This window comes from Streptomyces sp. NPDC008092 (genome assembly GCF_042957285.1).
GTDB lineage: Bacteria > Actinomycetota > Actinomycetes > Streptomycetales > Streptomycetaceae > Streptomyces.
Window position 1 is genome coordinate 115227 of sequence record NZ_JBIBHY010000020.1, and the last position, 23485, is coordinate 138711.

Here is a 23485-nt window from a genome sequence, read left to right on the forward strand (position 1 = left end):
CGTCGGCGAGGGGCCGATCAGTGCTGACCAGCGGAAGCTAGCAGTTGTCGACCTGGTCCGCAGCCGTTTTCCCCAGGTGCGGGCAGTACGCTCGCCCGCCATGACCGCACACGCCGAATCCGAGGCCGAACCCGTGACACCCGGGGTGGAGGCCGCGGACGACGAGGACGAGGACCTCTACGAGGACGCCCGCCGGGCCCGCTGGACGGCCACCGTGACCGGGGCGCTGCTGACCCTGATGGGACTCACCGCGGCGCTGATGAGAGTGGGCGGGGGCGTGCCCGCCCTGGTGCCCGCCGCCTACGGCTCCGGATCCGCCGTGTGCGTGCTCGCGGCGGCGCTCGGGGCCCGCGGCCGTACCCGCTGGGCCCTCTGGCTGATGATCCTCGGGGTCATGGTGATGGCTCTCGGAGACCAGTTCGACTGACGCCCCGCCCAGCAGCGGTACCGGGCTCCCCGGGTGCCGCGCCGCGCATGAGAGGCTCGACGGGCCGGCCGAGCACGCGGTGGAACTGGAGAGACACGATGTACGCGATATCCCTGGGCGACGACGGCGCCGAACTGCGCCCGCTGGAGCCCTGGCACGCCGAGGAGTTCCTGGCCCACCTGGAACGCGGGCGGGAGTTCATCGGGCAGTTCATCGCCTTCGGGGCCAAGGCCACGGACGTGGCCTCCACACGGGCCATGCTCCAGCGGTACGCCGACATGCGCGCCGCCGACACCGGTTCCCTGCACGGCCTGTGGCTGGAGGGCACGCTCGTCGGCGGGGTGCTCTTCCTGAACTTCGACGCCGAACACGGGAACGCCGAGGTCGGCTGCTGGCTGGAGCCGGCCGGCACCGGGCGCGGACTCGTCACGCGCGCGATGCGGGTACTGCTCGACTTCGCGGTCGAGCAGCGCGGTATCCACCGGATCGAGTGGGTCGCCGCCTCCGGCAACGTGCCCAGCCTGAACGTGGCCCGGCGGCTGGGGATGACCCGCGATGGCGTACGCCGCCAGGCGCACCCCTATGGTGGCCTACGGCACGACCTGGAGGTGTGGTCGATCCTCGCCCCGGAATGGCGTGAAGCACGCGAGCGTGCCGCAGACAACGATCATTAAGACACCTCTCAGACAGGATCCGTACGGTGCCGGACATGGGAACCAAGACAGCTGACGAGACCGGTGCCGAGACGGGCGCCGAGGCCACGACCGACGAGGAGAAGGTGAGCGTCACCAAGACCGCCGACGACGCGTCGGAGTCCGCCACCGGGGCCGAGCCGGAGGCGGCGGCCGCCGGCACCGAGGCCGCCGCCGGCACGGACGCCGCCCTCGACGCCGAGGGCGCGGAGAGCGCCGACGACGCGGAGGACGCCGACGACGCCGACGACCTGGCGGACGACGCCGACCTCGCCGCGGAACTGGCCGAGGCCGAGGGTCCGTCGGGCGTCGGCCAGGGCGCCGGCGCCGTCGTCTCCGTCGCGCTCGGCCTGGTCTCGCTCACGGGCGGCTGGATCGGCACGGTGGCCGCCGCCCGCGAGACCCTCGTCGGCCAGCTCCAGACCTCGTCGACCGCGAGCGTCGCCACGCAGGTCAAGGAGGTGTACGGCGACGCGTGGCAGACCACCGCGCTGTGGGCCGGCCTGTTCGCGCTCGCCTCCCTGCTCACCGCCGTCGTGGTGCTGGCCCGGCCCGCCTTCGGCGCCCCCGGCAGGCCGCAGGCGCCGTGGATCAAGTCGGTCGCCTGGGCGGGTGTCGCGCTCGGTGTCATCGGCCTGCTGCTGGCCGTCCTGAAGTACTCCGACGCTCTCCTCGGACTGCCGTCTACCAGCTGAGCCGACTGCGACGGTCCAGGTCACAAGGGGCCTTAGGGCGTCCGTAAGCACCTTACGGACGGCCTGAGGCCCCTTACGCGTGTCCGGGGTCCGGCGGCCCCGCGAAGATGCGGAACTCTCCCGATGTGGCGCACCCCCCTCGGAGACGAAAGTGGAGGCATCGCGGAAAGCGAAGCCCAACCACCCACTCTCACAAGGGACACCACCATGTTCGAGTACGAACTCCACCGGATCCGTTCCGCCGAACTGCGCCGGCAGGCCGCGGACGAGCGTCTCGTCCGCGAGGCCGTCCGCTCCCGCCGGGCCGCCCGCCGCGACGCCCGGGCGGCCGGGGCCGCGGGCAACGCCACGGAGCCGGGAGACGCCCCGGTGGCGCAGGAGGCCCATACCGACCGCCGTGGCCGGCGCCGGCTCCCGCGCACCGCATGAGCACGGGGCTGCCGGGCGGGACGGACCGCCCGGAGGCCGGGAACGGGGAAGCCGGTGGCCCCACGGGGGTGGGCCACCGGCTTCCCCCGTTGCCTGCCACGCCACCGTCCACCGGTACGACAGTCGCACCGGTGCTGTGGAAAACCGCTGCCGCGGGCTCCGGGCCCCATGCGATGCTCTGGCCTGTGGAAACCAGGTCCGTGAGTCCCGTGTTCGTAGGCCGCAACGAAGAGTTGGACACACTGAACGACGCGCTGGAGCGTGCCGGGGCCGCCGAGCCGCAGGCGCTGCTGCTCGGCGGCGAGGCCGGCGTCGGCAAGACCCGGCTGGTCGAGGAGTTCGCCACCGCAGCCTGCCGCCGGGGCGCGGTCGTCGCCCTGGGCGGCTGCGTGGAGATCGGCGCCGACGGGCTGCCGTTCGCGCCCTTCTCCACGGCCCTGCGCGCCCTGCGCGCCGCCCTGCCCGACGAACTGGCCGAGGCCGCCGCCGGCCAGGAGGACGAACTGGCCCGGCTGCTGCCCGAGCTCGGCGAGGCCACCTCCGGCCGCCACGACGAGCAGGGCATGGCCCGCCTCTTCGAACTCACCGCACGCCTGCTGGAGCGGGTCGCCGCCGAGCGCACGGTGGTCGTCGCCCTGGAGGACCTGCACTGGGCCGACGCCTCCACCCGCCACCTCCTCGCCTACCTGCTGCGCACCCTGCGCACCGGCCGGCTCGTCGTCCTCGCCACCTACCGCTCCGACGACATCCACCGCCGCCACCCGCTGCGCCCCCTGCTCGCCGAGCTCGACCGGCTGCGCACCGTCCGCCGCCTCGAACTCGCCCGGTTCACCCGCGAGGAGGTCGGCCGCCAGATCGCCGGCATCCTCGCCGCCGAACCCGACCCCGCCCAGGTCGACGACATCTTCGAGCGCTCCGACGGCAACGCCTTCTTCGTCGAGGAACTCGCGGTGGCCGCAACCGAGGGCTGCTGCACCGGACTCACCGACTCGCTCCGCGACCTGCTCCTGGTCCGGGTCGAGGCGCTGCCCGAGAGCGCCCAGCGGGTCGCCCGGATCGTCGCCGAGGGCGGCTCCACCGTCGAGTACCGGCTGCTCGCCGCCGTCGCCCAGCTCGCCGAGGACGACCTCATCGAGGCGCTGCGGGCCGCCGTCGGCGCCAACCTCCTCACCGCCACCCCGGCCGGCGACGGCTACCGCTTCCGGCACTCCCTGGTCCGCGAGGCCGTCGCCGACGACCTGCTGCCCGGCGAACGCTCCCGGCTCAACCGCCGCTACGCCGAGGCCCTGGAGGCCGACCCGCTGCTGGTCCCGGCCGACGCGCGGGTGACCCGCCTGGCCAGCTACTGGTACCAGGCCAACGACCCGGCCAAGGCCCTGCCCGCCGCCCTCGACGCCTCCGTCGTGGCCCGCCGCCGGCACGCCTACAGCGAGCAACTGCGGCTCCTGGAGCGGGCGATGGAGCTGTGGGACACCGCCCCCGAGGAGGTCCGCGCGGCCCTGCGGCCCGTCGACTACACCGACGTCTACCCTCCCTGCGGCTGCGATCCCGCCACCACCCCGCTGCGCTACCTCGACCTGATGGCGGAGGCGGCCGTCGCCGGCCGCTTCTGCGGGGAGCGCGAACGCGCCCTGAAGATCACCAAGAAGGCGCTGCGGATCCTCCAGGACGAGCACGACGCGCAGCGCGCCGCCTGGTTCTGGGTGCAGCGCTCCCGGCTGGTCCAAGGGCTCGCCCGCGGCGACGGCCGGCAGGAACTGGGCACCGCACAGGACCTGGTGCGCGGCCTGCCGCCGTCCGAGGTGCACGCCGACGTGCTGGCCAACGCCGCCGCCTGGTCCATGCTGCACGAGCCGGGCCCCGAGGCCTTCGCCGCCGCCGAACGGGCCGTGGAGTACGCGCGGATGGTGGGCGCCCGCGAGATCGAGCTCAACGCGCGCGTCACCCTCGGCACCCTCATGGTCGACGCGGGCGACGTGGACAACGGCCTCGCGGAGCTGGAGCGCGTCAAGGACGCGGCGCTCCAGGAAGGCGTCGCCCACGTCGCCGGCCGCGCGTACACGAACCTCCCCTCCGAGCTGGAGTCGGTCGGCCGCTCCCGCGAGGCGGTGCCGATCCAGCGCGAGGGCATCGCCTTCACCCGCCGCTACGGCCTGCTGGACTCCGAGGCATGGGTCTGGGGCAACCTCTCCGAGTCGCTGTACGCGCTCGGCCGGTGGGACGAGGCCGCCGAAGCCGCCGCGGGCGCCCTCGGCTCCGCGGCCAGCGCCAAGCCCCGGGGCGCCGGCGCCCTGCACCTCGCCCACATCGCCCTCGCCCGCGGCGACACGGCCGAGGCGGCCCGCCGGCTGGCCATCGCGCGCGCCCACTACGGCACCCACGACCCGATGCCCCAGGCACAGCTGCCGGTCGCCCGGATCGCGATCGGCGTCGCCGCCGAGGAGGGCAGGTTCCTCGACGCCCGCGCCGAGCTGGACCGCGCCCTGGCGGCCGGCTTCCCGCCCGGCACCCACCGCTACGGCTGGCCCCTGCTGCTGGCCGCCGCCACCGCCGAGGCCGAAGCCCGCGCCCTGCCCGCGGCGGCCGACGGCCGCACCGAGGCGCTCGACCGGCTCGCCGAGGCCGCCCGCAAACTCACCACCGGCGCGCCCCTGTGGCAGGCGTACGAGCGCTGGACCCGCGCCGAGCTGCACCGCGCCCGGGGCACCGGGACCGCCGCCGTCTGGTCGGACGTGGTCACCGACTTCGAGTGCCTGGACCGCCCCTACGACCTCGCCCGGGTCCGCCGCCGCCTCGCCCAGGCCCTCCTCGAAGAGGCCACCGGCGACGACGAACGCGACCGCGCGACGGAACTCCTCCGGCTGGCCGGGGCCGTCGCCGGCCACCTCGGCGCCCGCCCGCTCGCCGAGGCCGTCGCCCTGCTGGCCCAGCGCGCCCGCCTCACCCTGACCACCCGCGCCGACCGCCGGACCCTCGACCCCGCCGGGAGCCTCGGCCTCACCAGCCGGGAGCGCGACGTCCTCCGCCTCGTCTCGGCCGGCCGCACCAACCGACAGATAGCCGAGGAGCTCTTCATCTCCCCGAAGACCGCGAGCGTCCACGTCTCGAACATTCTGGGCAAGCTGGGCGTTGCAGGGAGGGGCGAGGCGGCGGCGGTGGCACACAGACTGGGGATGTTCCCCGCCGAGGCCCTCGACCCGACCAGGTAGGGGACCGGCGGAGGAGGCACCGTGTTCAACATGTTCGAGGAGCTGTTCGCACCCGGCCGCAGACACACCCACGAGGAGCAGAAGCGGCTGGAGCTCACCCGGGAGGACGTGGGGGACGCGGATCCCGGACGCGGACCGATAGACCTCGCGTCCGGCAAGGTCGTCATACGGCTTCCGCAGGAGGAGCCCGCGGCGGACTCCGGGGCCGACAAGGAGTGAGAGGTGCCGCGGCCTACTTCACCCGCAGTTCCAGGATCCGGTCGTCGCCCGCCTTCGGCCTGCCCCGCCCGTCGGTGTTGCTGGTCACCAGCCACAGCTTGTCACCGCCGGCCGCCACGACCGTGCGGAGGCGGCCGTACTCGCCGGTGAGGAAGGCCTGCGGAGCCGCGGCTGCCGTGGTGCCGTCCAGCGGGATGCGCCACAGCCGCTGCCCCTTCAGCCCCGCCATCCAGATGACGCCGTCGACGTAGGCGATGCCGCTCGGGGAGGCGTCGTCGGTGTGCCACTGGGCGATCGGATTGACGTACTTCGGGTCGGACGACTTCCCTTCCGCGTCCGGCCAGCCGTAGTCGCCGCCGGGTTTGACGGCGTTCAGCTCGTCCCAGGTGTCCTGCCCGAACTCCGAGGCGAACAGCCGTTCCTTGTCGTCCCAGGCGAGCCCCTGCACGTTGCGGTGGCCGTAGGTGTAGACGGGGGAGTCCGGGAAGGGGTTGCCGGGGGCCGGGTCGCCCTCCGGCGTCAGCCGCAGGATCTTGCCGCCGAGGGACTTCCTGTCCTGCGCGAGCCCCCGCTGCCCGCTCTCCCCGGTCCCCGCGTAGAGCATGCCGTCCGGGCCGAAGGCGATCCGGCCGCCGTTGTGGATGAACCCCTTCGGAATGCCCTTGAAGATCGTGTCGGGGGCGCCCAGCTGCTCCTCGGCCGGTTTGCTCTCGTCCCAGAGCATGCGGACGATCCGGTTGTCGGAGGCCGACGTGAAGTACGCGTAGATCATGTGGTCCGAGGCGAAGCCGGGGGAGAGCGCGATCCCCAGCAGACCCCCCTCACCGGCCGCGGACACCCCGGAGACGACCCCCAGCTCCGTGGTCTTCCCGGTCTTCTCGTCGACCTTGCTGATCGTCCCGTCGTCCCGGTCGGACACCAGCAGCCCGGCGCCGTCCGGCAACGGCGCCAGCCCCCAGGGCGACTTCAGCCCCTCGGCGACCGTACGCACCACCGTGACCGAACCCTTGGCGGGCGCGGGCGAGTCCGGCGCCCCGGCGGACGCGGAGGCCGCCCCGGAACCACTCGCCGACGAACCCCCGGCCCAGGACGGCGTGGGCAGGCCGCCACCACCCCCGCCGGAGGAACAGCCCACCGTCAGCAGGAGTCCCGCCGCGGCCAACACAGCGGGCACAGCTCGACGTTGCACGATCACGGTCCCTCCGAACAGCCCTGGCTCCTCCGGCCGACGGTAGTACAACGCGCCCCGAAGGGGCGCGGGGAACCGCGCGACCAGCCACGACGGCGCCGTACCGAACCACCGGCAGACCGCGGCACTTCCGACAACCGCTCAGTCCCAGGAGCCCTGCGCAGCAGGCAGTCCGCCCAGCTCCGCCAGATCCTCAGCAGTCAGCCGGACGTCCGCCGAACCGGCGTTCTCGGCCACCCACCGCCCCTGCTTCGCCCCCGGCACCGGCACCACATGCGCCCCCTGCGCCAGCACCCACGCCAGCGCCACCTGAGCGGCGGTGACACCGTCGCCCCCCTGCCGGCCCGCAACCCTGCGCAGCCCCGCCACGATCGGCTGGTTCGCCGCCATCATCTCCGCCGTGAAGCGAGGGTGCCGCGCCCGCAGGTCGTCCGGCTCGAACCCCTCACCCGGCGTGAGCGTCCCGCTCAGGAAACCGTTGCCGAGCGGCATCGCCGCGAGGAACCCCACGCCCCGGGCCGCGCACCACGGCAGCAGCGACTCCAGCGCCTCCGGCGACCACACCGACAGTTCCGCCTCCACCGTGCTCACCGGAAACACCTGCTGCACCCGCTGAAGCTGTCGCAGGGTCGCGTCGTGCAGCCGCGCGCCGGACCTGCGCCCCCCGCGCGCCCCCACGGCGCACAACCCCAGCGCCCGCACCTTTCCCGCCTGCACCAGTTCCGCCATCGCGCCCCAGGTCTCCTCGACGGGAACCTCGGGGTCGGCGCGGTGCAGCTGGTAGAGGTCTATGACATCGGTCTGCAGCCGGCGCAGCGACGCGTCGCAGGCCCGCTTCACATACCCCGGCCGGCCGTTCGCCACGATGTGCTGGTCGCCCACCAGCAGCCCCACCTTCGTCGACACGAAGGCCTCCGCACGCCGCTCCCTGAGCACCCGCCCCAGCAGCAGCTCGTTGGTGAACGGGCCGTACATGTCGGCCGTGTCAAGCAGCGTCACACCCAGGTCCAGCGCCCGGTGCACCGCTCTCAGCGACTCGTCACCCCGCTGCCGCGACCCGCTGTACGCCCAGCTCATCGGCATGCACCCGAGTCCGACGGCCCCCACCCCGAGCGCCCCCGCACCGATCGTCCTGCGCTCCACCAGCTCGTGAACCTCCTTCTTGGGTCCCCAACCTAACCCGGTCGTGCACACGCCTCTGACATAGCCTCCTGCCCATGACCTCCGATGTATGGCTACCCATCCCCCCGGCCGAGATCCAGGGGCTCCCGGAAGGCCTCAGCTACCTCTTCTGGGACGGCGACCAGGACTTTCCCGGCGACCCCGCCGACTGCGCCGTGTACGTCGTCCCCTACATGAAGCGGCAGCCCGTCAAGGTGCGGCCGCTCCCGGCGATGCGCAACGTCCGGCTCATCCAGACCCTCACCGCCGGCGTCGACGACATGACCGCGGCCCTCGACCTGATCGCCCCCGGCGTGCAGCTCTGCAACGCGCGCGGGGTGCACGAGGCGAGCACCGCCGAACTCGCGCTCGCCCTGACGCTGGCGTCCCTGCGCGGCATCCCGGGGTTCGTCCGGGCCCAGCGGGAGGAGCGCTGGGCGAGCGGCTTCCACCAGGCCCTCGCCGACAAGTCCGTCCTCGTCGTCGGCTACGGCGCCATCGGTTCGGCCATCGAGGACCGGCTCGTGCCCTTCGAGGTTGCGCGGGTGGCGCGCGTCGCGCGCTCCGGGCGCGCCTCGGCGCGCGGTCCCGTGCATCCGCTCACCGAACTGCCGAATCTGCTTCCGGACGCCGATGTCGTCATCCTTGCCACGCCCCTCACGGACACCACGCGTGGCCTGGTCAACGCGGAGTTCCTCGCGCGGATGAAGGACGGCGCCCTGCTCGTGAACATCGCGCGCGGGCCCGTGGTGGACACCAAGGCCCTCCTCGCCGAACTGGAGAGCGGCCGCATCACCGCGGCCCTGGACGTCACCGACCCCGAGCCGCTGCCCGCCGGACACCCCCTGTGGCAGGCGCCCGGAGTGCTGATCAGCCCTCATGTCGGCGGCCCCACCTCGGCCTTCCTGCCGCGCGCCAAGCGCCTCGTCACCGATCAGTTGAACCGTTTCGTGAACCGGGAGCCGTTGCGAAACGTGATTTTGACGACGGGATCCACCGACAACTGACCATCACGGCAATACGCGTGTAATCCGCTTCCGGTACGGTCCGCAACCTTCCGGGCGCGGTGCGTGCAGACTCGACCGCTGATCGTCACGGAGCGTAGAGAAGCTATGTCCCTGAGTGACGAGACTGGTGTATCGTCCCGGAAGGGGCAGCGCCGCGCACCGTACGGCGCCGGGGATGGACATTTCAGATTTGTGAGGGGGGCGACGGGCGATGCACGGCCTATGGACGAACGATCCGACGCGGCGGAGCCGCCGGCGGCGACCCTGGCGCACAGCTGCGCGCAGACGCGGCCACCACACCAGCCATCACCACCACCGCAGGCACAGCGGGCGCAGGAGGCACGCTCACCCAGCGCACCGGGACCCGCGGGACCCGACAGCGGCGCGGACCGGGAGCCTCCGGTGACAGCGTCGACGCCCGTGCCGACCACCCTCCCCGGAGCGCTGCGGGCACAGCCTCCGGCGGGGATGCCGCATCCCCGGCCGCCGGCCACCGGCGGCGGGACCGGCGTGGTCCGCCAACTCGTCCTGGCCCTGATCTGCGCGGGATACGCCGTCGGTTCCGCGCTCGACTGGGGCTCGAACCAGATCGCCCTGTTCATGGGTGACTTCGGTCTGACCGCGGCCGCCGGCACCGCCGCCGTGTCGTGCTTCTTCTACGCCCGCTCCCCGCGGGTCCGCTTTCGACCTGCCTGGCTGCTGTTCGCCCTCTCCTCGGCGATGGCGGCCCTGGGCAACGCGGTATGGGGGTGGTACGAGGTCGTGCTCCAGCGCCCCGTGCCCAGCCCCAGCTACGCCGACCTGTTCTTCCTGTGCTTCGCGCCGCCCGCCATCGTCGGTCTGCTGGTGCTGGCCAAGCGGCCGGTGACCAAGGCCGGCTGGATCTGCCTGGCGCTGGACGCCTGGCTGATCGGCGGCTCGCTGCTCACCCTGTCGTGGAGCCTCGCGCTCGCCCAGGCCGCCCGGTTCGACGGGCCCAGCGTCGCGCACACCGCGCTCTCGCTGGCCTACCCGCTGCTGGACATCGCCCTGGTCAGCATGGTGCTCGCGCTGCACTTCCGGCGCTCGCCGGGCAACCGCACCGCGGTGAACACCGCGATCGGCGCCCTCGCCCTGACCGTGATGTGCGACGCCCTGTTCACCTCGCCGCTGCTGCACAGCAGTTACCGCTCCGGCCAGCTGCTGGACGCCGGCTGGTTCGCCGGCTCGCTGCTGCTCGCGTACGCCCCCTGGGCCGCGCCCCGGCCACCGGGCGCCCAGGACCCCGAGGGGCACACGCGCGTGGTCCACGAGCACGTGCCCGGCGGCCGTGCCCCGGCGGCCAAGCAGCCGCCGGCGCCCGCCCCGGGAGGCGATCACAGCCGGTACCCGGCGGGCCGCCCGATCACCGGCTCGCTGGCCGCGCTCACCCCGTACCTGGCCGCCGCCGTCTGCACCCTGGGCATCCTCTACAACGTCCTCAACGGCCGCAGCCCGGACCACGTCGTCCTGATCACCGCCGGCCTGGTGGTCCTCGCGCTCGTCGTGCGGCAGGGCATCATGCTGCTCGACAACATCACCCTCACCCAGGAACTGGCGCAGCAGGAGAACCACTTCCGCTCCCTGGTGCAGGGCTCAAGCGACGTCATCATGATCGCCGCGCCGAACGGCATGCTCCGCTACGTCTCCCCGGCCGCCGCCGGGGTCTACGGCCGGTCCGCCGAGGACCTGGTGGGCTCGGAACTGGCCAACCTCATCCACCCGGAGGACCTGGGCTGCGTGGTGCACGAGGTGCGCCGCTTCCTCGCCGCCAGCTCCCTGGAGGAACCCACCACCCGCATCGAGTGCCGGTTCCGGTCCGGCGAGGGCGGCTGGCTCAACGTCGAGTCCACCGTCAACCGCCACCACGGCGGCCTCATCTTCAACAGCCGGGACGTGACCGAAAGAGTGCGCCTGCAGGCGCAGCTCCAGCACAACGCCGAGCACGACCCGCTCACCGACCTGCCCAACCGCGCCCTGTTCACCCGGCGCGTGCAGCAGGCCCTGTCCGGCCGCCGTTCCTCCGACCGGGGCCCGGCCCTCAGGAACACGGCGGTGCTCTTCATCGACCTGGACGGGTTCAAGGCCGTCAACGACACGATCGGGCACCAGGCCGGGGACGAACTGCTCGTCCAGGCCGCGCGCAGACTCCAGGACGCGGTCCGCCACGGCGACACCGCGTCCCGGCTGGGCGGCGACGAGTTCGCGGCGCTGATCGTCGGCGACGGCACCCGTGACCGCAGTGCCCGGGAGCGGCACATCCTGGAGCTCGCCGACCGCCTCAGGGTGACCCTCTCCCAGCCGTACGCCATTGACGGCAACGATGTCCGTGTCAACGCGTCCATCGGTGTCGCCTTCGCCGAACCGGGTCTCGGCGCCGGTGAGCTGCTGCGCAACGCCGACCTGGCGATGTACCGCGCCAAGTCGGCCGGAAAGGGCCGCGTCAAGCTCTACAAGCCGCAGATGCAGCAGGACGTCGTACGCAAGGCGGAACTGGCCACCCGGCTCCGGGCCGCCCTGCACGACGGCGAGTTCGCGCTGCTGCACCAGCCCGTGGTCTGCCTGGAGAACGGCCGGATCGAATCGGTCTCCGCGCAGGCGCGCTGGCGCTCCTCGCAGGGCGTGCTGTTCACGCCGGCCGAGTTCCTGCGGGTCGCCGAGGACAGCGACAAGACGGCCGAGCTGGACCGCTGGATCCTCCAGGAGGCGGTCGAGCAGGCCGCCGAGCGGGCCGCGAGCGGACTCGTGGTGCCGGTCGCCGTCCGGACCTCCGCCCGGCGGCTGCTCGACCGGTCCTCGCCGCTCGGCTCGGTGGAGGCCCTGCTCACCCGGCACGGGCTGCCCTCGGGGGCGCTGCTCCTGGAGCTGTCCGACACCGACCCCCGGGTCCCGCTGGACGAGCTGGAGCGGCGGCTGACCGCGCTCAGCCGGCACGGTGTCCGGATCGCGCTGGACGGCTTCGGCAGCGGCTACGCGGCGATCACGGCCCTGCGCAAGCTCCCCGTCGACGTGCTCAAGCTCGACCGCAGCCTGGTCGAGGGGGTCGTCGAGTCGGCCCGCCTGCACAAGATCACCAGCGGGCTGCTGCGGATCGCCTGCGACCTCGGCCTGCAGTCCGTGGCCGAAGGCGTGGACCTGCCCGAGCAGGTCACGGTGCTCCGCGCGATGGGGTGCACGCACGGGATGGGCATGGCGTTCTCCGGCCCGGTGGACGAGTACCGGCTGCGCCGGGCGCTCGGTTCCGGCCACTATCCGGTCCCGCACGCACCGGCCGAACCGGCCTTCGCGGGGGGCGTGAGAGAGCCGGAGGGGCGGAGGGCCGCGGAGGTGAGCGCACAGTGAAAAGGGCCTCGGGGGTGTACACCAGTGGTGTACCCGCTGGTGTACCCGCCGTGCCCGGAGCCGTAAGTGGCCTACGCTCACATAATGAGACTCCCGTCCCACCCGCTTGACACGTGGTGCGCGTCGGAGGGAGGGTCAGTCCCATGCGCACCCGAATTCTCGTACTTGGACAGCGCGTCGGCTGAGCTGGGACCCACCGGAGGACGATCCGGAATCCCCAGCGACCACACCGGCGCGCTCCCCTCGCTTGCCTTTTGGCACGAGGGGTTTTTTGTTGCACCAGCACCAGACGTACGGCAGCGAAAATCCGTACGAACCTCGCAAAAACCCTCAGCATCGAGAAGAGAATGCCGATGACCGAGCAGGCCACCGGGGCCCACCATCCGCAGCCGCGGCCCCGTTCCGGAGGACAGCAGACCCCGACCGTCGAGCACGTCACGGGTGCGAAGTCCCTCATCCGCTCGCTTGAGGAGGTCGGCGCTGACACGGTATTCGGCATTCCCGGCGGCACGATCCTGCCGGCGTACGACCCGATGATGGACTCCACCCGGGTGCGCCACGTCCTGGTCCGGCACGAGCAGGGCGCCGGTCACGCGGCCACCGGTTACGCGCAGGCCACCGGCAAGGTCGGCGTCTGCATGGCGACCTCGGGCCCGGGTGCGACCAATCTGGTGACCCCGATCGCGGACGCCAACATGGACTCGGTGCCGCTCGTGGCGATCACCGGCCAGGTGGTCTCGGCCGCGATCGGTACGGACGCCTTCCAGGAGGCGGACATCGTCGGCATCACCATGCCGATCACCAAGCACAGCTTCCTGGTCACCAAGGCCGAGGACATCCCGCGGATCATCGCGCAGGCGTTCCACATCGCCTCCACCGGCCGTCCCGGCCCGGTCCTCGTGGACATCCCCAAGGACATCCTGCAGGCGAAGACCACCTTCTCCTGGCCGCCGGTCATGGACCTGCCCGGCTACCGCCCGGTGACCAAGCCGCACGCCAAGCAGATCCGCGAGGCCGCCAAGCTGATCACCGCCGCGAAGCGGCCGGTCCTCTACGTCGGTGGCGGCGTCATCAAGGCGCACGCCACCGCCGAGCTCAAGGTTCTCGCCGAGCTCACCGGAGCGCCCGTCACCACCACCCTGATGGCGCTCGGCGCGTTCCCCGACAGCCACCCGCTGCACGTGGGAATGCCGGGCATGCACGGTGCGGTCACCGCCGTCACCGCGCTGCAGAAGGCCGACCTGATCGTCGCCCTCGGAGCCCGTTTCGACGACCGCGTCACCGGCAAGCTGGACAGCTTCGCCCCGTACGCGAAGATCGTCCACGCCGACATCGACCCCGCGGAGATCGGCAAGAACCGCGCCGCCGACGTGCCGATCGTCGGTGACGCCCGCGAGGTCATCGCCGACCTGATCCAGGCGGTGCAGAAGGAGCACAGCGAGGGCAACCGGGGCGACTACACCGCCTGGTGGAAGGACCTCGACCGCTGGCGCGAGACCTACCCGCTGGGCTACGACCTGCCGGAGAACGGGTCGCTCTCGCCGCAGCAGGTCATCGAGCGCATCGGGCAGCTCGCCCCCGAGGGCACGATCTTCACGGCGGGCGTCGGCCAGCACCAGATGTGGGCCGCGCACTACGTGCAGTACGAGAAGCCCGCCACCTGGCTGAACTCCGGCGGTGCCGGAACCATGGGCTACGCGGTCCCGGCCGCCATGGGCGCCAAGGCCGGACAGCCCGACAGGACCGTCTGGGCGATCGACGGCGACGGCTGCTTCCAGATGACCAACCAGGAACTGACCACCTGCGCCCTGAACAACATCCCGATCAAGGTCGCCATCATCAACAACGGCGCCCTCGGGATGGTCCGCCAGTGGCAGACCCTGTTCTACAACCAGCGGTACTCCAACACGGTGCTGCACTCCGGCCCCGACGACGTCAACCCGGACGCCCGCGGCACCCGGGTCCCCGACTTCGTCAAGCTGTCGGAGGCCATGGGCTGCTACGCCATCCGGTGCGAGTCCCCGGACGACCTCGACAAGGTCATCGAAGAGGCCAACTCCATCAACGACCGTCCCGTCGTCGTCGACTTCATCGTCCACGAGGACGCCATGGTGTGGCCGATGGTCGCCGCCGGCACCTCCAACGACGAGATCCTGGCCGCCCGGGACGTCCGCCCCGACTTCGGCGACAACGAAGACGACTGAGCGAGAGCCGTCAAGACAGACGTCAAGAGAGAGACGCAGAAAAAATGTCCAAGCACACGCTCTCCGTCCTGGTGGAGAACAAGCCGGGCATCCTCGCCCGGATCGCCGCCCTGTTCTCCCGCCGCGGCTTCAACATCGACTCGCTCGCCGTCGGGGTCACCGAGCACGCCGACATCTCCCGCATCACGATCGTGGTGAGCGTCGAGGCGCTGCCGCTGGAGCAGGTCACCAAGCAGCTCAACAAGCTCGTCGAGGTGCTCAAGATCGTCGAACTGGAGCCGGGTTCGGCCGTTCAGCGGGAACTCGTTCTGGTGAAGGTGCGCGCCGACAACGAGACGCGCTCCCAGATCGTCGAGATCGTCCAGCTGTTCCGCGCCAAGACCGTCGACGTCTCCCCGGAGGCCGTCACCATCGAGGCCACCGGCAGCAGCGAGAAGCTCACCGCCATGCTCAAGATGCTGGAGCCGTTCGGCGTCAAGGAGCTGGTGCAGTCCGGCACCATCGCGATCGGGCGCGGGGCCCGTTCGATCACCGACCGGTCGCTGCGCGCCCTCGACCGATCTGCGTAAGGCTTGAGCAAGGCCTGATACGGGCGGCCGACGGTCGTTCGCGGCGCGCCGGCCGCCCGTATACCGAGACCCCGAAACTTCCCTTCCGCCCGCCGTCATACGGTGGGACGCAACACCTGCACACCAAGGAGAGAACCCAAAGTGGCCGAGCTGTTCTACGACGCCGACGCCGACCTGTCCATCATCCAGGGCCGCAAGGTCGCGGTCATCGGCTACGGCAGCCAGGGTCACGCCCACGCCCTGTCGCTGCGCGACTCGGGTGTCGACGTGCGTGTCGGTCTGCACGAGGGCTCCAAGTCCAAGGCGAAGGCCGAGGAGCAGGGCCTGCGCGTGGTGACCCCGGCCGAGGCCGCCGCCGAGGCCGACGTCATCATGATCCTGGTCCCGGACCCGATCCAGGCCCAGGTCTACGAGGAGTCCATCGCCCCGAACCTGAACGACGGCGACGCGCTGTTCTTCGGCCACGGCCTGAACATCCGCTTCGGCTTCATCAAGCCCCCGGCCGGCGTCGACGTCTGCATGGTCGCCCCCAAGGGCCCGGGCCACCTCGTCCGCCGTCAGTACGAGGAGGGCCGCGGCGTGCCGTGCATCGTGGCCGTCGAGCAGGACGCCACCGGCAACGGCTTCGCGCTCGCCCTGTCGTACGCCAAGGGCATCGGCGGCACCCGCGCCGGCGTCATCAAGACGACCTTCACCGAGGAGACCGAGACCGACCTGTTCGGTGAGCAGGCCGTCCTCTGCGGTGGTACCTCCGCCCTGGTCAAGGCCGGTTTCGAGACCCTGGTCGAGGCCGGCTACCAGCCGGAGATCGCCTACTTCGAGTGCCTGCACGAGCTGAAGCTCATCGTCGACCTGATGTACGAGGGCGGCCTGGAGAAGATGCGCTGGTCGGTCTCCGAGACCGCCGAGTGGGGCGACTACGTCACCGGCCCGCGGATCATCACCGACGCCACCAAGGCCGAGATGAAGCAGATCCTCGCCGAGATCCAGGACGGCACCTTCGCCAACAACTGGATGGACGAGTACCACGGCGGTCTGAAGAAGTACAACGAGTACAAGAAGCAGGACTCCGAGCACCTGCTGGAGACCACCGGCAAGCAGCTGCGCAAGCTGATGTCCTGGGTGAACGAAGACGCGTGAGCCCCAGGTGACAGGGCCGGGGCGAGCCGCCCCGGCCCTGTTGTCCGCCCCGTCGAATCTCGGACGGGTGATCCTTCCGCGGAGGCGCAGGACGACTCCCGCCACGCCACTACACTGCCGTACTACATACGCGTCAGGCCCACAGCGTCGTGCGTCTCCACGCGGCTAGCCAACCTCCACCGCCAGCGGCCGTCGGGACGGCCGTCCGCATTGGACATGTGAGGACTCACGTGAGCTCGAAACCTGTCGTACTCATCGCTGAAGAGCTGTCGCCCGCCACCGTCGACGCGCTGGGCCCGGACTTCGAGATCCGGCACACCAACGGAGCAGACCGAGCCGAGCTGCTCCCCGCCATCGCCGACGTGGACGCGATCCTGATCCGCTCCGCCACCAAGGTCGACGCCGAGGCCATCGCCGCGGCCAAGAAGCTGAAGGTCGTCGCACGAGCCGGCGTCGGCCTGGACAACGTCGACGTCTCCGCCGCCACCAAGGCCGGCGTGATGGTCGTCAACGCCCCGACCTCGAACATCGTGACCGCCGCCGAACTGGCCTGCGGTCTGCTGATCTCCAGCGCCCGCCACATCCCGCAGGCCAACTCGGCGCTGAAGAACGGTGAGTGGAAGCGCAGCAAGTACACCGGCGTCGAGCTCGCCGAGAAGACCCTCGGTGTCGTCGGCCTCGGCCGCATCGGCGCCCTGGTCGCGCAGCGCATGTCCGCCTTCGGCATGAAGGTCGTCGCCTACGACCCCTACATCCAGCCCGCCCGCGCCGCCCAGATGGGCGTCAAGGTGCTCTCCCTGGACGAACTGCTCGAAGTCGCCGACTTCATCACCGTGCACCTTCCGAAGACACCGGAGACGGTCGGCCTGATCGGCGACGAGGCGCTGCGCAAGGTCAAGCCGTCGGTGCGGATCGTCAACGCCGCGCGCGGTGGCATCGTCGATGAGGAGGCGCTGTACGCGGCGCTCAAGGAGGGCCGGGTCGCCGGCGCCGGCCTCGACGTGTACTCCAAGGAGCCGTGCACCGACTCCCCGCTCTTCGAGCTCGACCAGGTCGTCTGCACCCCGCACCTCGGCGCCTCCACCGACGAGGCCCAGGAGAAGGCGGGCATCGCGGTCGCCCGGTCGGTCCGCCTCGCCCTCGCCGGTGAGCTGGTCCCGGACGCGGTCAACGTCCAGGGCGGCGTCATCGCCGAGGACGTCAAGCCGGGCCTGCCGCTCGCCGAGCGCCTCGGCCGCATCTTCACCGCGCTCGCCGGTGAGGTCGCGGTCCGCCTCGACGTCGAGGTCTACGGCGAGATCACCCAGCACGACGTGAAGGTGCTGGAGCTCTCGGCGCTCAAGGGCGTCTTCGAGGACGTCGTCGACGAGACGGTGTCGTACGTCAACGCGCCGCTGTTCGCGCAGGAGCGCGGCGTCGAGGTCCGGCTGACGACCAGCTCGGAGTCGGCCGACCACCGCAACGTGGTGACCGTGCGCGGCACCCTCGGCAGCGGCGAGGAGGTCTCGGTCTCCGGCACGCTGTCCGGCCCGAAGAACCTCCAGAAGATCGTCGCGGTCGGCGACTACGACGTGGACCTCGCGATCGCCGACCACCTGCTGGTGCTGCGGTACGAGGACCGGCCGGGTGTCGTCGGCACCGTCGGCCGCATCCTGGGGGAGGCCGGGATCAACATCGCCGGTATGCAGGTCGCCCGTGCGGCGGCGGGTGGCGAGGCGCTGGCCGTGCTCACCGTCGACGACACGGTGGCCTCCGGCGTGCTGGCCGAGGTCGAGGCGGAGATCGGGGCCACGTCGGCTCGTTCGGTGAACCTCGTGTAGCGGCAACTTCCGCGAACGGCGGGCGGGCTGACGCAAGTCAGCCCGCCCGCCGTTCGCATGTCCTGCTACTCACCGAGCCTGCGCAGCGTCACCCCCGCCCCCACCGCCGCCAGCACCAGCAGCACCGCCCCCGCGATCGCCGCCCCCTGCATCCCGCTGGTGAACGCCTCCCGTGCGGTCCGGGTCAGGGCCTCTCCCGCGGGCCCCGGCAGCCGGCTCGCCGTGGCCAGCGCGCCGCCCAGGGTCTCGCGGGCCCCGGCCGGAGCCGTCGCCGGCATCTCGTGGCGGTAGACCGCCGTACCGATCGAGCCCAGTACGGCCATGCCGAGCGCACCGCCGAACTCCGCGGACGTCTCGAGGAGCGAGGACGCCGTCCCGGCCCGCTCCACCGGGGCGCCGCCCATCGCCAGGTCGGTCAGCTGGGAGACGATCGCGACCATCCCGCAGGCGAGGACGCCGGCGCCGGTCAGCACCAGCCACAGCGAGTCGGTGCCGACGAGGGCGAGCAGCACGAACCCGGCCGCCATGGCCGCGAAGCCGCCGGCGACGACGTATCCCCGGTCGGCGCCCCGCTGCACCAGCTGCGCCGTGAGCGGCCCCGCGGCTCCGATGAACACCGAGGGCAGCAGGCTCCACAGCGCCGCCGCGAGCGGGCTCATCCCGAGGACCGACTGCAGGTACTGCGTGGTGAAGATCGCCGAGCCCATCATGGCGAGCGAGGCGACGAGGTTCAGGACCAGGGCCGGGGTGAAGCCCCGGCCCTTCAGCAGGGCCGGCGGGATCAGGGGAGAGCCGGTGGTGCGCTGCCGGCGGACGAAGAGGGCGGCGAAGAGCAGGCCGACGGTGACCGAGACGACGTAGAGCGGGTGCCAGCCCTCGGAGGGGATCTCCTTGACGCCGTAGATCACCGGGAGCACGGCGGCCATCGAGAGCGGGACGCTCAGCCAGTCGAAGCGGCCGGGGGAGGGGTTCCGGGACTCCGGCAGCAGGAACGGGCCGACGAGCAGGAGCAGGGCCATCGCTGGGAGGTTGACCAGGAAGACCGAGCCCCACCAGAAGTGCTCGACGAGGATCCCGCTCATCACCGAGCCGAGCGCGATCCCGCCGGTCATCACCCCGGACCACAGGCCGATCGCCTTCGCGCGCTGGCCGGGGTCGGTGAACATCGTGCGCAGCAGCGCCATCGTCGACGGCATCAGGGTCGCGCCGCCGATGCCGAGGACCGCGCGGGCGGCGATCAGGGTCCCGGCGCTGTCCGCGTAGGCGGCGAGCAGCGAGGCGCCGCCGAAGGCCGCGGCGCCGAACAGGAGCAGGCGCCGGCGGCCGATGCGGTCGCCAAGGGCGCCCATCGTCATCAGCAGGCCGGCCAGGACGAAGCCGTAGATGTCGAGGATCCACAGCTGCTGGGTGCCGCTCGGCCGCAGGTCCGCGCCGATCGCCGGGAGGGCGAAGTAGAGGACCGAGACGTCCATCGAGACCAGGAGCAGCGGGAGCATCAGCACGCCGAGCGCGGTCCATTCGCGCCGCCCGGCCAGGGCGTTGGTGTCCGGTGGAGTGGTTGCGGTCGTGCTCGTCGGGTTCGTCATACCGAGGAATGTACGGGCGTCTTAAACGTGTGTCTAGAACGCTTGTATAAGTCATGCGTCTAGGACGACTGTATGGAATCCGGGTAGGGTGGTCGGCATGGGACACCGTGAGGATCTGCTGGAAGGCGCCAAGCGCTGCCTGCTGGAGAAGGGGTTCGCGCGGACGACGGCGCGCGACATCGTCAAGGAGTCGGGCACCAACCTCGCCTCGATCGGCTACCACTACGGCTCCAAGGACGCGCTGCTCGCCCAGGCCTACATCGCCCTGGTGGAGGAGATGTCCTTCGAGGGCGGCGACGGGGGACTGGCCGGGGCGCCCGGCTCCCTCGAACGGTTCCGGGAGGTGTGGTCGAACATCGTCGACAGCATGCGCGGGCCCGGCTCCATGTGGCGGCTCGGCGTGGAGATCGTGACGATGGGCGACCGGATGCCGGAGGTGCGCGACCAGTTGGCGCGCGCCCAGCGCGAGGGCGGCCGTGGGCTCACGTCACTGCTGATGGGCGTGCCGGAGGAGGAGGTGTCCGACGAGACCGCCGACACCCTGGGGCGCTTCTACATGACCCTGATGTCCGGCCTCATCTCGCAGTGGACCTTCGACCCGAAGACCGCGCCCGACGGCGACACCCTCGCCGAGGGGCTGCGCCGGATCGTCGAGGCCGCGAACCGGAGTTGACGCGCCGGACGGGCCGGTGCCGTGCGCCGGTCAGCCGAGCGGGTACGTGATCACGGTGCGGGCCGGGAACCGGAGCGCGTCGCCGTACAGCGGCGACCGCTCGACGGTGACCCGGACGCCGTCGGCGACGTCGTAGTACCAGACGGGGCTCTGCAGGGTGGGTCCGCACAGGCCGTCCGGGAGCTTGTACGGCTCGCCGGCCACGCCGACGCTGCCGTGGCGCTCGTCGAACAGGTCCGCGCCCGCCGGCAGGATGCCCGCGCCGCGCAGGTAGCCGGAGAGCAGGCCGCTCCGGAAGGACAGGTCGGCCCTGCCGTTCCGGGTGAAGTAGTGCACGTCGGAGGCGTCGGACGGGATCGGCGTGCCCCCGACGAGGATCCGGTCCGGCAGCCGCTGCTCGCTTCCGGCGCAGGCCCGTTCGTCGCCGAGCGGCTGGGGCAGGTCGTCCCGGAAGAGCCAGACGGCTCCGGCGGCCAGGCCCGTCAGGGCCAGCCCCGCGATCCCCAGCGCGGCCGACCGGCGGCCCGGCCGGGGCCGTTCGCCCGCGCCGTTCTCCTCCGCAGGCGAGGCCGCCGCCTCGCCCTGCCGTATGTCCGGACCCGAATCGCCCATGTCCGCCCCCGCCGACATCCTTGATGTGAACACGCGGAGCATACGCCGACCGGCCTCCGCGCACGGCCCGGAAGGCGCGCCTCAGGCCAGCCGGGCCCCCTTCAGTGCCATGTGCAGCAGCAGGCGGTCCTCGCCGTCGTCCAGGTCGAGACCGGTGAGCTGCTCGACGCGGGACAGGCGGTAGTACAGGGTCTGCCGGTGGATGCCGAGCGCGGTGGCCGTGCGGCCCGCCTGGCCCGCGTGGTCGAGGTAGACCTCGGCGGTGCGGGCCAGTTCGTGGTGGGCCGGGGTGAGGAGAGGGGCCACGGCCGGGTCCTGCGGGGCCTGCGGCGGCAGCGCGGTCAGCAGGCGGTAGGGGCCGATGTCCGCCCACCGAGCGACCGGCCCGAACCGCGGCTCCGCCAGCGCGGCCCGGGCGGCCGCCGACGCCTCCTGCCAGACCGCGCCCAGCTCGGCCAGCCCGGTCCGGGCCCCGCCCACGCCCGCGGCGCAGGCCTGCGCGCCCGGGACCGGCCCCGCCGATCCCGCGGCCACCGCCGCCGCCGTCCGCGCCCCGGCGCCGCGTGCCGCCGCCGACCGGGCCTCCTCCGCGTCCCTGAGCAGCCGGGCGGCGGCCGTCAGGGCGGGCGTGGCGGTGTCCGTGCTGCGCAGCCGGACCAGGACGGCCAGGCTGTGGCCGGCGGCCCCCCAGGGCAGGGCGCACAGCGCGGTGGCGTGCGGGACCGTGCGCGGGGACGGCGCGTCGTCCGGGTCGGCGGACGGCCAGGGGGCGACGCAGACCAGGGTGTGCGGGACGTCCGCGCGGGCGCCCAGGGCGGTACGGAGCTCGGCCACCGCCATGTCCCGCTGCCAGCCCCCCTCCGCGACCAGCACCGCCCGCAGCTCCCGGCCGAGCCCCGCGCCCGCCTGCGCCTCGTCCGCGAGCAGCGCCCCGATCCGCCCCGCCACGCCCATGGCGGCGGCCAGCTGGGCGTCCGTCGGACCCGGATCCGAGTCGAGCAGCCACACATAGCCGAGGACGACACCCCGATGGCGTACCGGCAGGCAGATCCGCCCCCGGTACACCCCGGCCTCCGGGGTCGGCGGGATCCGGACCGGCCCGGTCGCCCGGGTGATGCCGAAGCCCTCGAACCAGGTGCGGACCGCCGTCGTGGAGCGCCGGGTCAGGATCGAGCGGGTGCGGACCGGGTCCAGCGCCGACGGATCGAGGTCGCCCTCACTGTCGTACGCACCGAAGGCGATCAGCTCGAAGTCGCGGTTCTCCAGGGTCGCCGGGACGCCGAGCAGCTCCGAGATCTCGTCGACCAGCTCCTGGTAGTCACTCTTGAATTCCGACGTCACCCGGGCATTCTCCCGCAATTCACGGACGCCTTCATACATCTGTCTGAGATCCGCGGCACGGATGCGTGACAGCTGTCGATGGCACACGATCGGAGGGATCCTTAACTTTCACGGTGGTTCCCCGTGCCGTATCCAAACCGTCGGATCGCGGCCTGTCTGGCATGTGTTGTGGAGGTGCCCCGTGCTGGGTCCCGTGATTCTCGCCGCGTCGCGCAGCGACCGGATGCGACGCCTGATCTCGGCGGCCCCGGTGACGAAGCAGGTCGTCGACCGCTTCATCCCCGGCGAGTCGGTCGCGGACATCGTCCCGATCATCGAGGAGCTCACCGGCCGCGGCCTGGAGCTGACGATGGACGTCGTCGGCGAGGACATCACCACCCCGGAGCAGGCCACCGCCGCCCGGGACGCCTACCTCGCGCTCGTCGAGCGGCTGCGCGGGCTGGGCCTGGGCGAGCGGGTCGAGATGTCGGTGAAGCTGTCCATGTTCGGCCAGGCGCTGGACGGCGGTCACGAGCTGGCCCTCGCCAACGTCCGCCCGGTCGTCGAGGCCGCCGCCGCCATCGGTACGACCGTCACGCTCGACGCCGAGGACCACACCACCCTCGACTCGATGTTCGCCATCCACGAGGAGCTGCGCCGGGACTTCCCGCAGACCGGCTGCGTCATCCAGGCCTACCTCTTCCGCACCGAGGCCGACGCCCGCCGCCTCGCCGCGGCCGGCAGCCGGGTCCGCCTGGTCAAGGGCGCCTACAAGGAGCCCGCCGAGGTCGCTTACCAGCAGAAGCACGAGATCGACAAGGCGTACGTGCGGATCCTGCGGACCCTGATGGAAGGCGAGGGGTACCCGATGGTCGGCTCCCACGACCCGCGCCTCATCTCCATCGCCCAGGAACTCGCCCGGCGCGCCGGCCGCAAGCCCGACGAGTACGAGTTCCAGATGCTGTACGGCATCCGCAGCGACGAACACCTGCGCCTCGCCGCCGAGGGCCACCGCATGCGCGTCTACACCGCCTACGGCACCGACTGGTACGGCTACTTCATGCGCAGGCTCGCGGAGAAGCCGGCCAACCTGCGCTTCTTCGTCCGCTCGATGCTCAGCAAGGGCTGAAGCGCCGTCCCACCCGCCCGCCTCCCTGCAACACCCGCTCACGT

Annotated in this window: 18 protein-coding genes and 1 pseudogene; 14 read left to right on the forward strand and 5 right to left on the reverse strand. The window is 72.1% G+C overall.

From position 1 onward, the window contains the following. Nucleotides 1-100: 100 nt before the first annotated feature. The 6 genes from ACFZB3_RS44240 to ACFZB3_RS44265 all read left to right on the forward strand — a co-directional run bounded on the left by ACFZB3_RS44240 (nt 101) and on the right by ACFZB3_RS44265 (nt 5671). Entirely contained in the window at nt 101-427 is a 327-nt protein-coding gene (locus ACFZB3_RS44240) for a hypothetical protein (RefSeq protein ID WP_391388141.1), read from the forward strand. A gap of 98 nt (nt 428-525) precedes the next feature. Beyond that, on the forward strand, nt 526-1101 hold the full coding sequence (locus ACFZB3_RS44245; protein ID WP_391388144.1) for a GNAT family N-acetyltransferase: 576 nt from the start codon (nt 526-528) through the stop codon (nt 1099-1101). A gap of 35 nt (nt 1102-1136) precedes the next feature. Then, nucleotides 1137-1814: a hypothetical protein gene (locus ACFZB3_RS44250; protein ID WP_391388148.1), complete on the forward strand. Its 678-nt coding sequence runs from the start codon at nt 1137-1139 to the stop codon at nt 1812-1814. Nucleotides 1815-2021: 207 nt separating this feature from the next. After that, nucleotides 2022-2243, forward strand: coding sequence for a hypothetical protein (locus tag ACFZB3_RS44255; protein WP_391388151.1), 222 nt, complete (start codon nt 2022-2024; stop codon nt 2241-2243). A gap of 173 nt (nt 2244-2416) precedes the next feature. Further along, nucleotides 2417-5452 carry an AAA family ATPase gene (locus ACFZB3_RS44260; RefSeq protein WP_391388269.1) on the forward strand — a complete coding sequence of 1012 codons (3036 nt, stop codon included), beginning with the start codon at nt 2417-2419 and terminating at the stop codon, nt 5450-5452. 21 nt (nt 5453-5473) lie between these two features. Next, a complete protein-coding gene (locus ACFZB3_RS44265) occupies nt 5474-5671 on the forward strand; it encodes a DUF6191 domain-containing protein (RefSeq protein ID WP_391388154.1) in 198 nt (65 codons plus the stop codon). A gap of 13 nt (nt 5672-5684) precedes the next feature. Here ACFZB3_RS44265 and ACFZB3_RS44270 read toward each other — a convergent pair whose 3' ends face one another. Both ACFZB3_RS44270 and ACFZB3_RS44275 read right to left on the reverse strand, forming a co-directional pair. Next, entirely contained in the window at nt 5685-6845 is a 1161-nt protein-coding gene (locus ACFZB3_RS44270; protein ID WP_391388157.1) for a PQQ-dependent sugar dehydrogenase, read from the reverse strand. A gap of 156 nt (nt 6846-7001) precedes the next feature. After that, nucleotides 7002-8003: an aldo/keto reductase gene (locus tag ACFZB3_RS44275; protein WP_391388159.1), complete on the reverse strand. Its 1002-nt coding sequence runs from the start codon at nt 8001-8003 to the stop codon at nt 7002-7004. A 74-nt stretch (nt 8004-8077) separates the two neighbouring features. Between ACFZB3_RS44275 and ACFZB3_RS44280 the strand changes: the two genes are divergently transcribed. The 6 genes and pseudogenes from ACFZB3_RS44280 (at nt 8078) to serA (ending at nt 18121) form a co-directional block, all read left to right on the forward strand. Continuing rightward, complete coding sequence (locus ACFZB3_RS44280; RefSeq protein ID WP_391388161.1) at nt 8078-9028, forward strand: NAD(P)-dependent oxidoreductase; 951 nt, start codon at nt 8078-8080, stop codon at nt 9026-9028. A 468-nt stretch (nt 9029-9496) separates the two neighbouring features. Next, nucleotides 9497-12498, forward strand: a pseudogene (locus tag ACFZB3_RS44285) (putative bifunctional diguanylate cyclase/phosphodiesterase). A gap of 243 nt (nt 12499-12741) precedes the next feature. Next, nucleotides 12742-14592: an acetolactate synthase large subunit gene (locus ACFZB3_RS44290; RefSeq protein WP_391388164.1), complete on the forward strand. Its 1851-nt coding sequence runs from the start codon at nt 12742-12744 to the stop codon at nt 14590-14592. A gap of 44 nt (nt 14593-14636) precedes the next feature. After that, nucleotides 14637-15161 (forward strand): acetolactate synthase small subunit, encoded by a 525-nt coding sequence (gene ilvN / locus ACFZB3_RS44295; protein WP_361301446.1) that lies wholly within the window; start codon nt 14637-14639, stop codon nt 15159-15161. 141 nt (nt 15162-15302) lie between these two features. Beyond that, nucleotides 15303-16301 (forward strand): ketol-acid reductoisomerase, encoded by a 999-nt coding sequence (gene ilvC / locus ACFZB3_RS44300; RefSeq protein ID WP_089098583.1) that lies wholly within the window; start codon nt 15303-15305, stop codon nt 16299-16301. 230 nt (nt 16302-16531) lie between these two features. Next, the gene (gene serA, locus ACFZB3_RS44305; protein ID WP_351961304.1) at nt 16532-18121 is read left to right on the forward strand and encodes a phosphoglycerate dehydrogenase; all 1590 of its coding nucleotides are present in this window, start codon (nt 16532-16534) and stop codon (nt 18119-18121) included. A 65-nt stretch (nt 18122-18186) separates the two neighbouring features. Here the strand turns inward: serA and ACFZB3_RS44310 are convergent, their stop codons facing one another. Further along, nucleotides 18187-19707 (reverse strand): MFS transporter, encoded by a 1521-nt coding sequence (locus ACFZB3_RS44310; RefSeq protein ID WP_391388168.1) that lies wholly within the window; start codon nt 19705-19707, stop codon nt 18187-18189. A 97-nt stretch (nt 19708-19804) separates the two neighbouring features. Between ACFZB3_RS44310 and ACFZB3_RS44315 the strand changes: the two genes are divergently transcribed. Then, on the forward strand, nt 19805-20380 hold the full coding sequence (locus tag ACFZB3_RS44315; RefSeq protein WP_391388171.1) for a TetR family transcriptional regulator: 576 nt from the start codon (nt 19805-19807) through the stop codon (nt 20378-20380). A gap of 30 nt (nt 20381-20410) precedes the next feature. Here ACFZB3_RS44315 and ACFZB3_RS44320 read toward each other — a convergent pair whose 3' ends face one another. After that, nucleotides 20411-20992, reverse strand: a complete 582-nt coding sequence (locus ACFZB3_RS44320; protein WP_391388174.1) for a hypothetical protein — start codon at nt 20990-20992, stop codon at nt 20411-20413. Nucleotides 20993-21073: 81 nt separating this feature from the next. Continuing rightward, a complete protein-coding gene (locus ACFZB3_RS44325; RefSeq protein WP_391388176.1) occupies nt 21074-22372 on the reverse strand; it encodes a helix-turn-helix domain-containing protein in 1299 nt (432 codons plus the stop codon). A gap of 142 nt (nt 22373-22514) precedes the next feature. On the opposite strand from ACFZB3_RS44325, the gene ACFZB3_RS44330 reads away from it, so the two are divergent. Further along, nucleotides 22515-23441, forward strand: a complete 927-nt coding sequence (locus ACFZB3_RS44330; RefSeq protein WP_391388179.1) for a proline dehydrogenase family protein — start codon at nt 22515-22517, stop codon at nt 23439-23441. Nucleotides 23442-23485 lie beyond the last annotated feature (44 nt).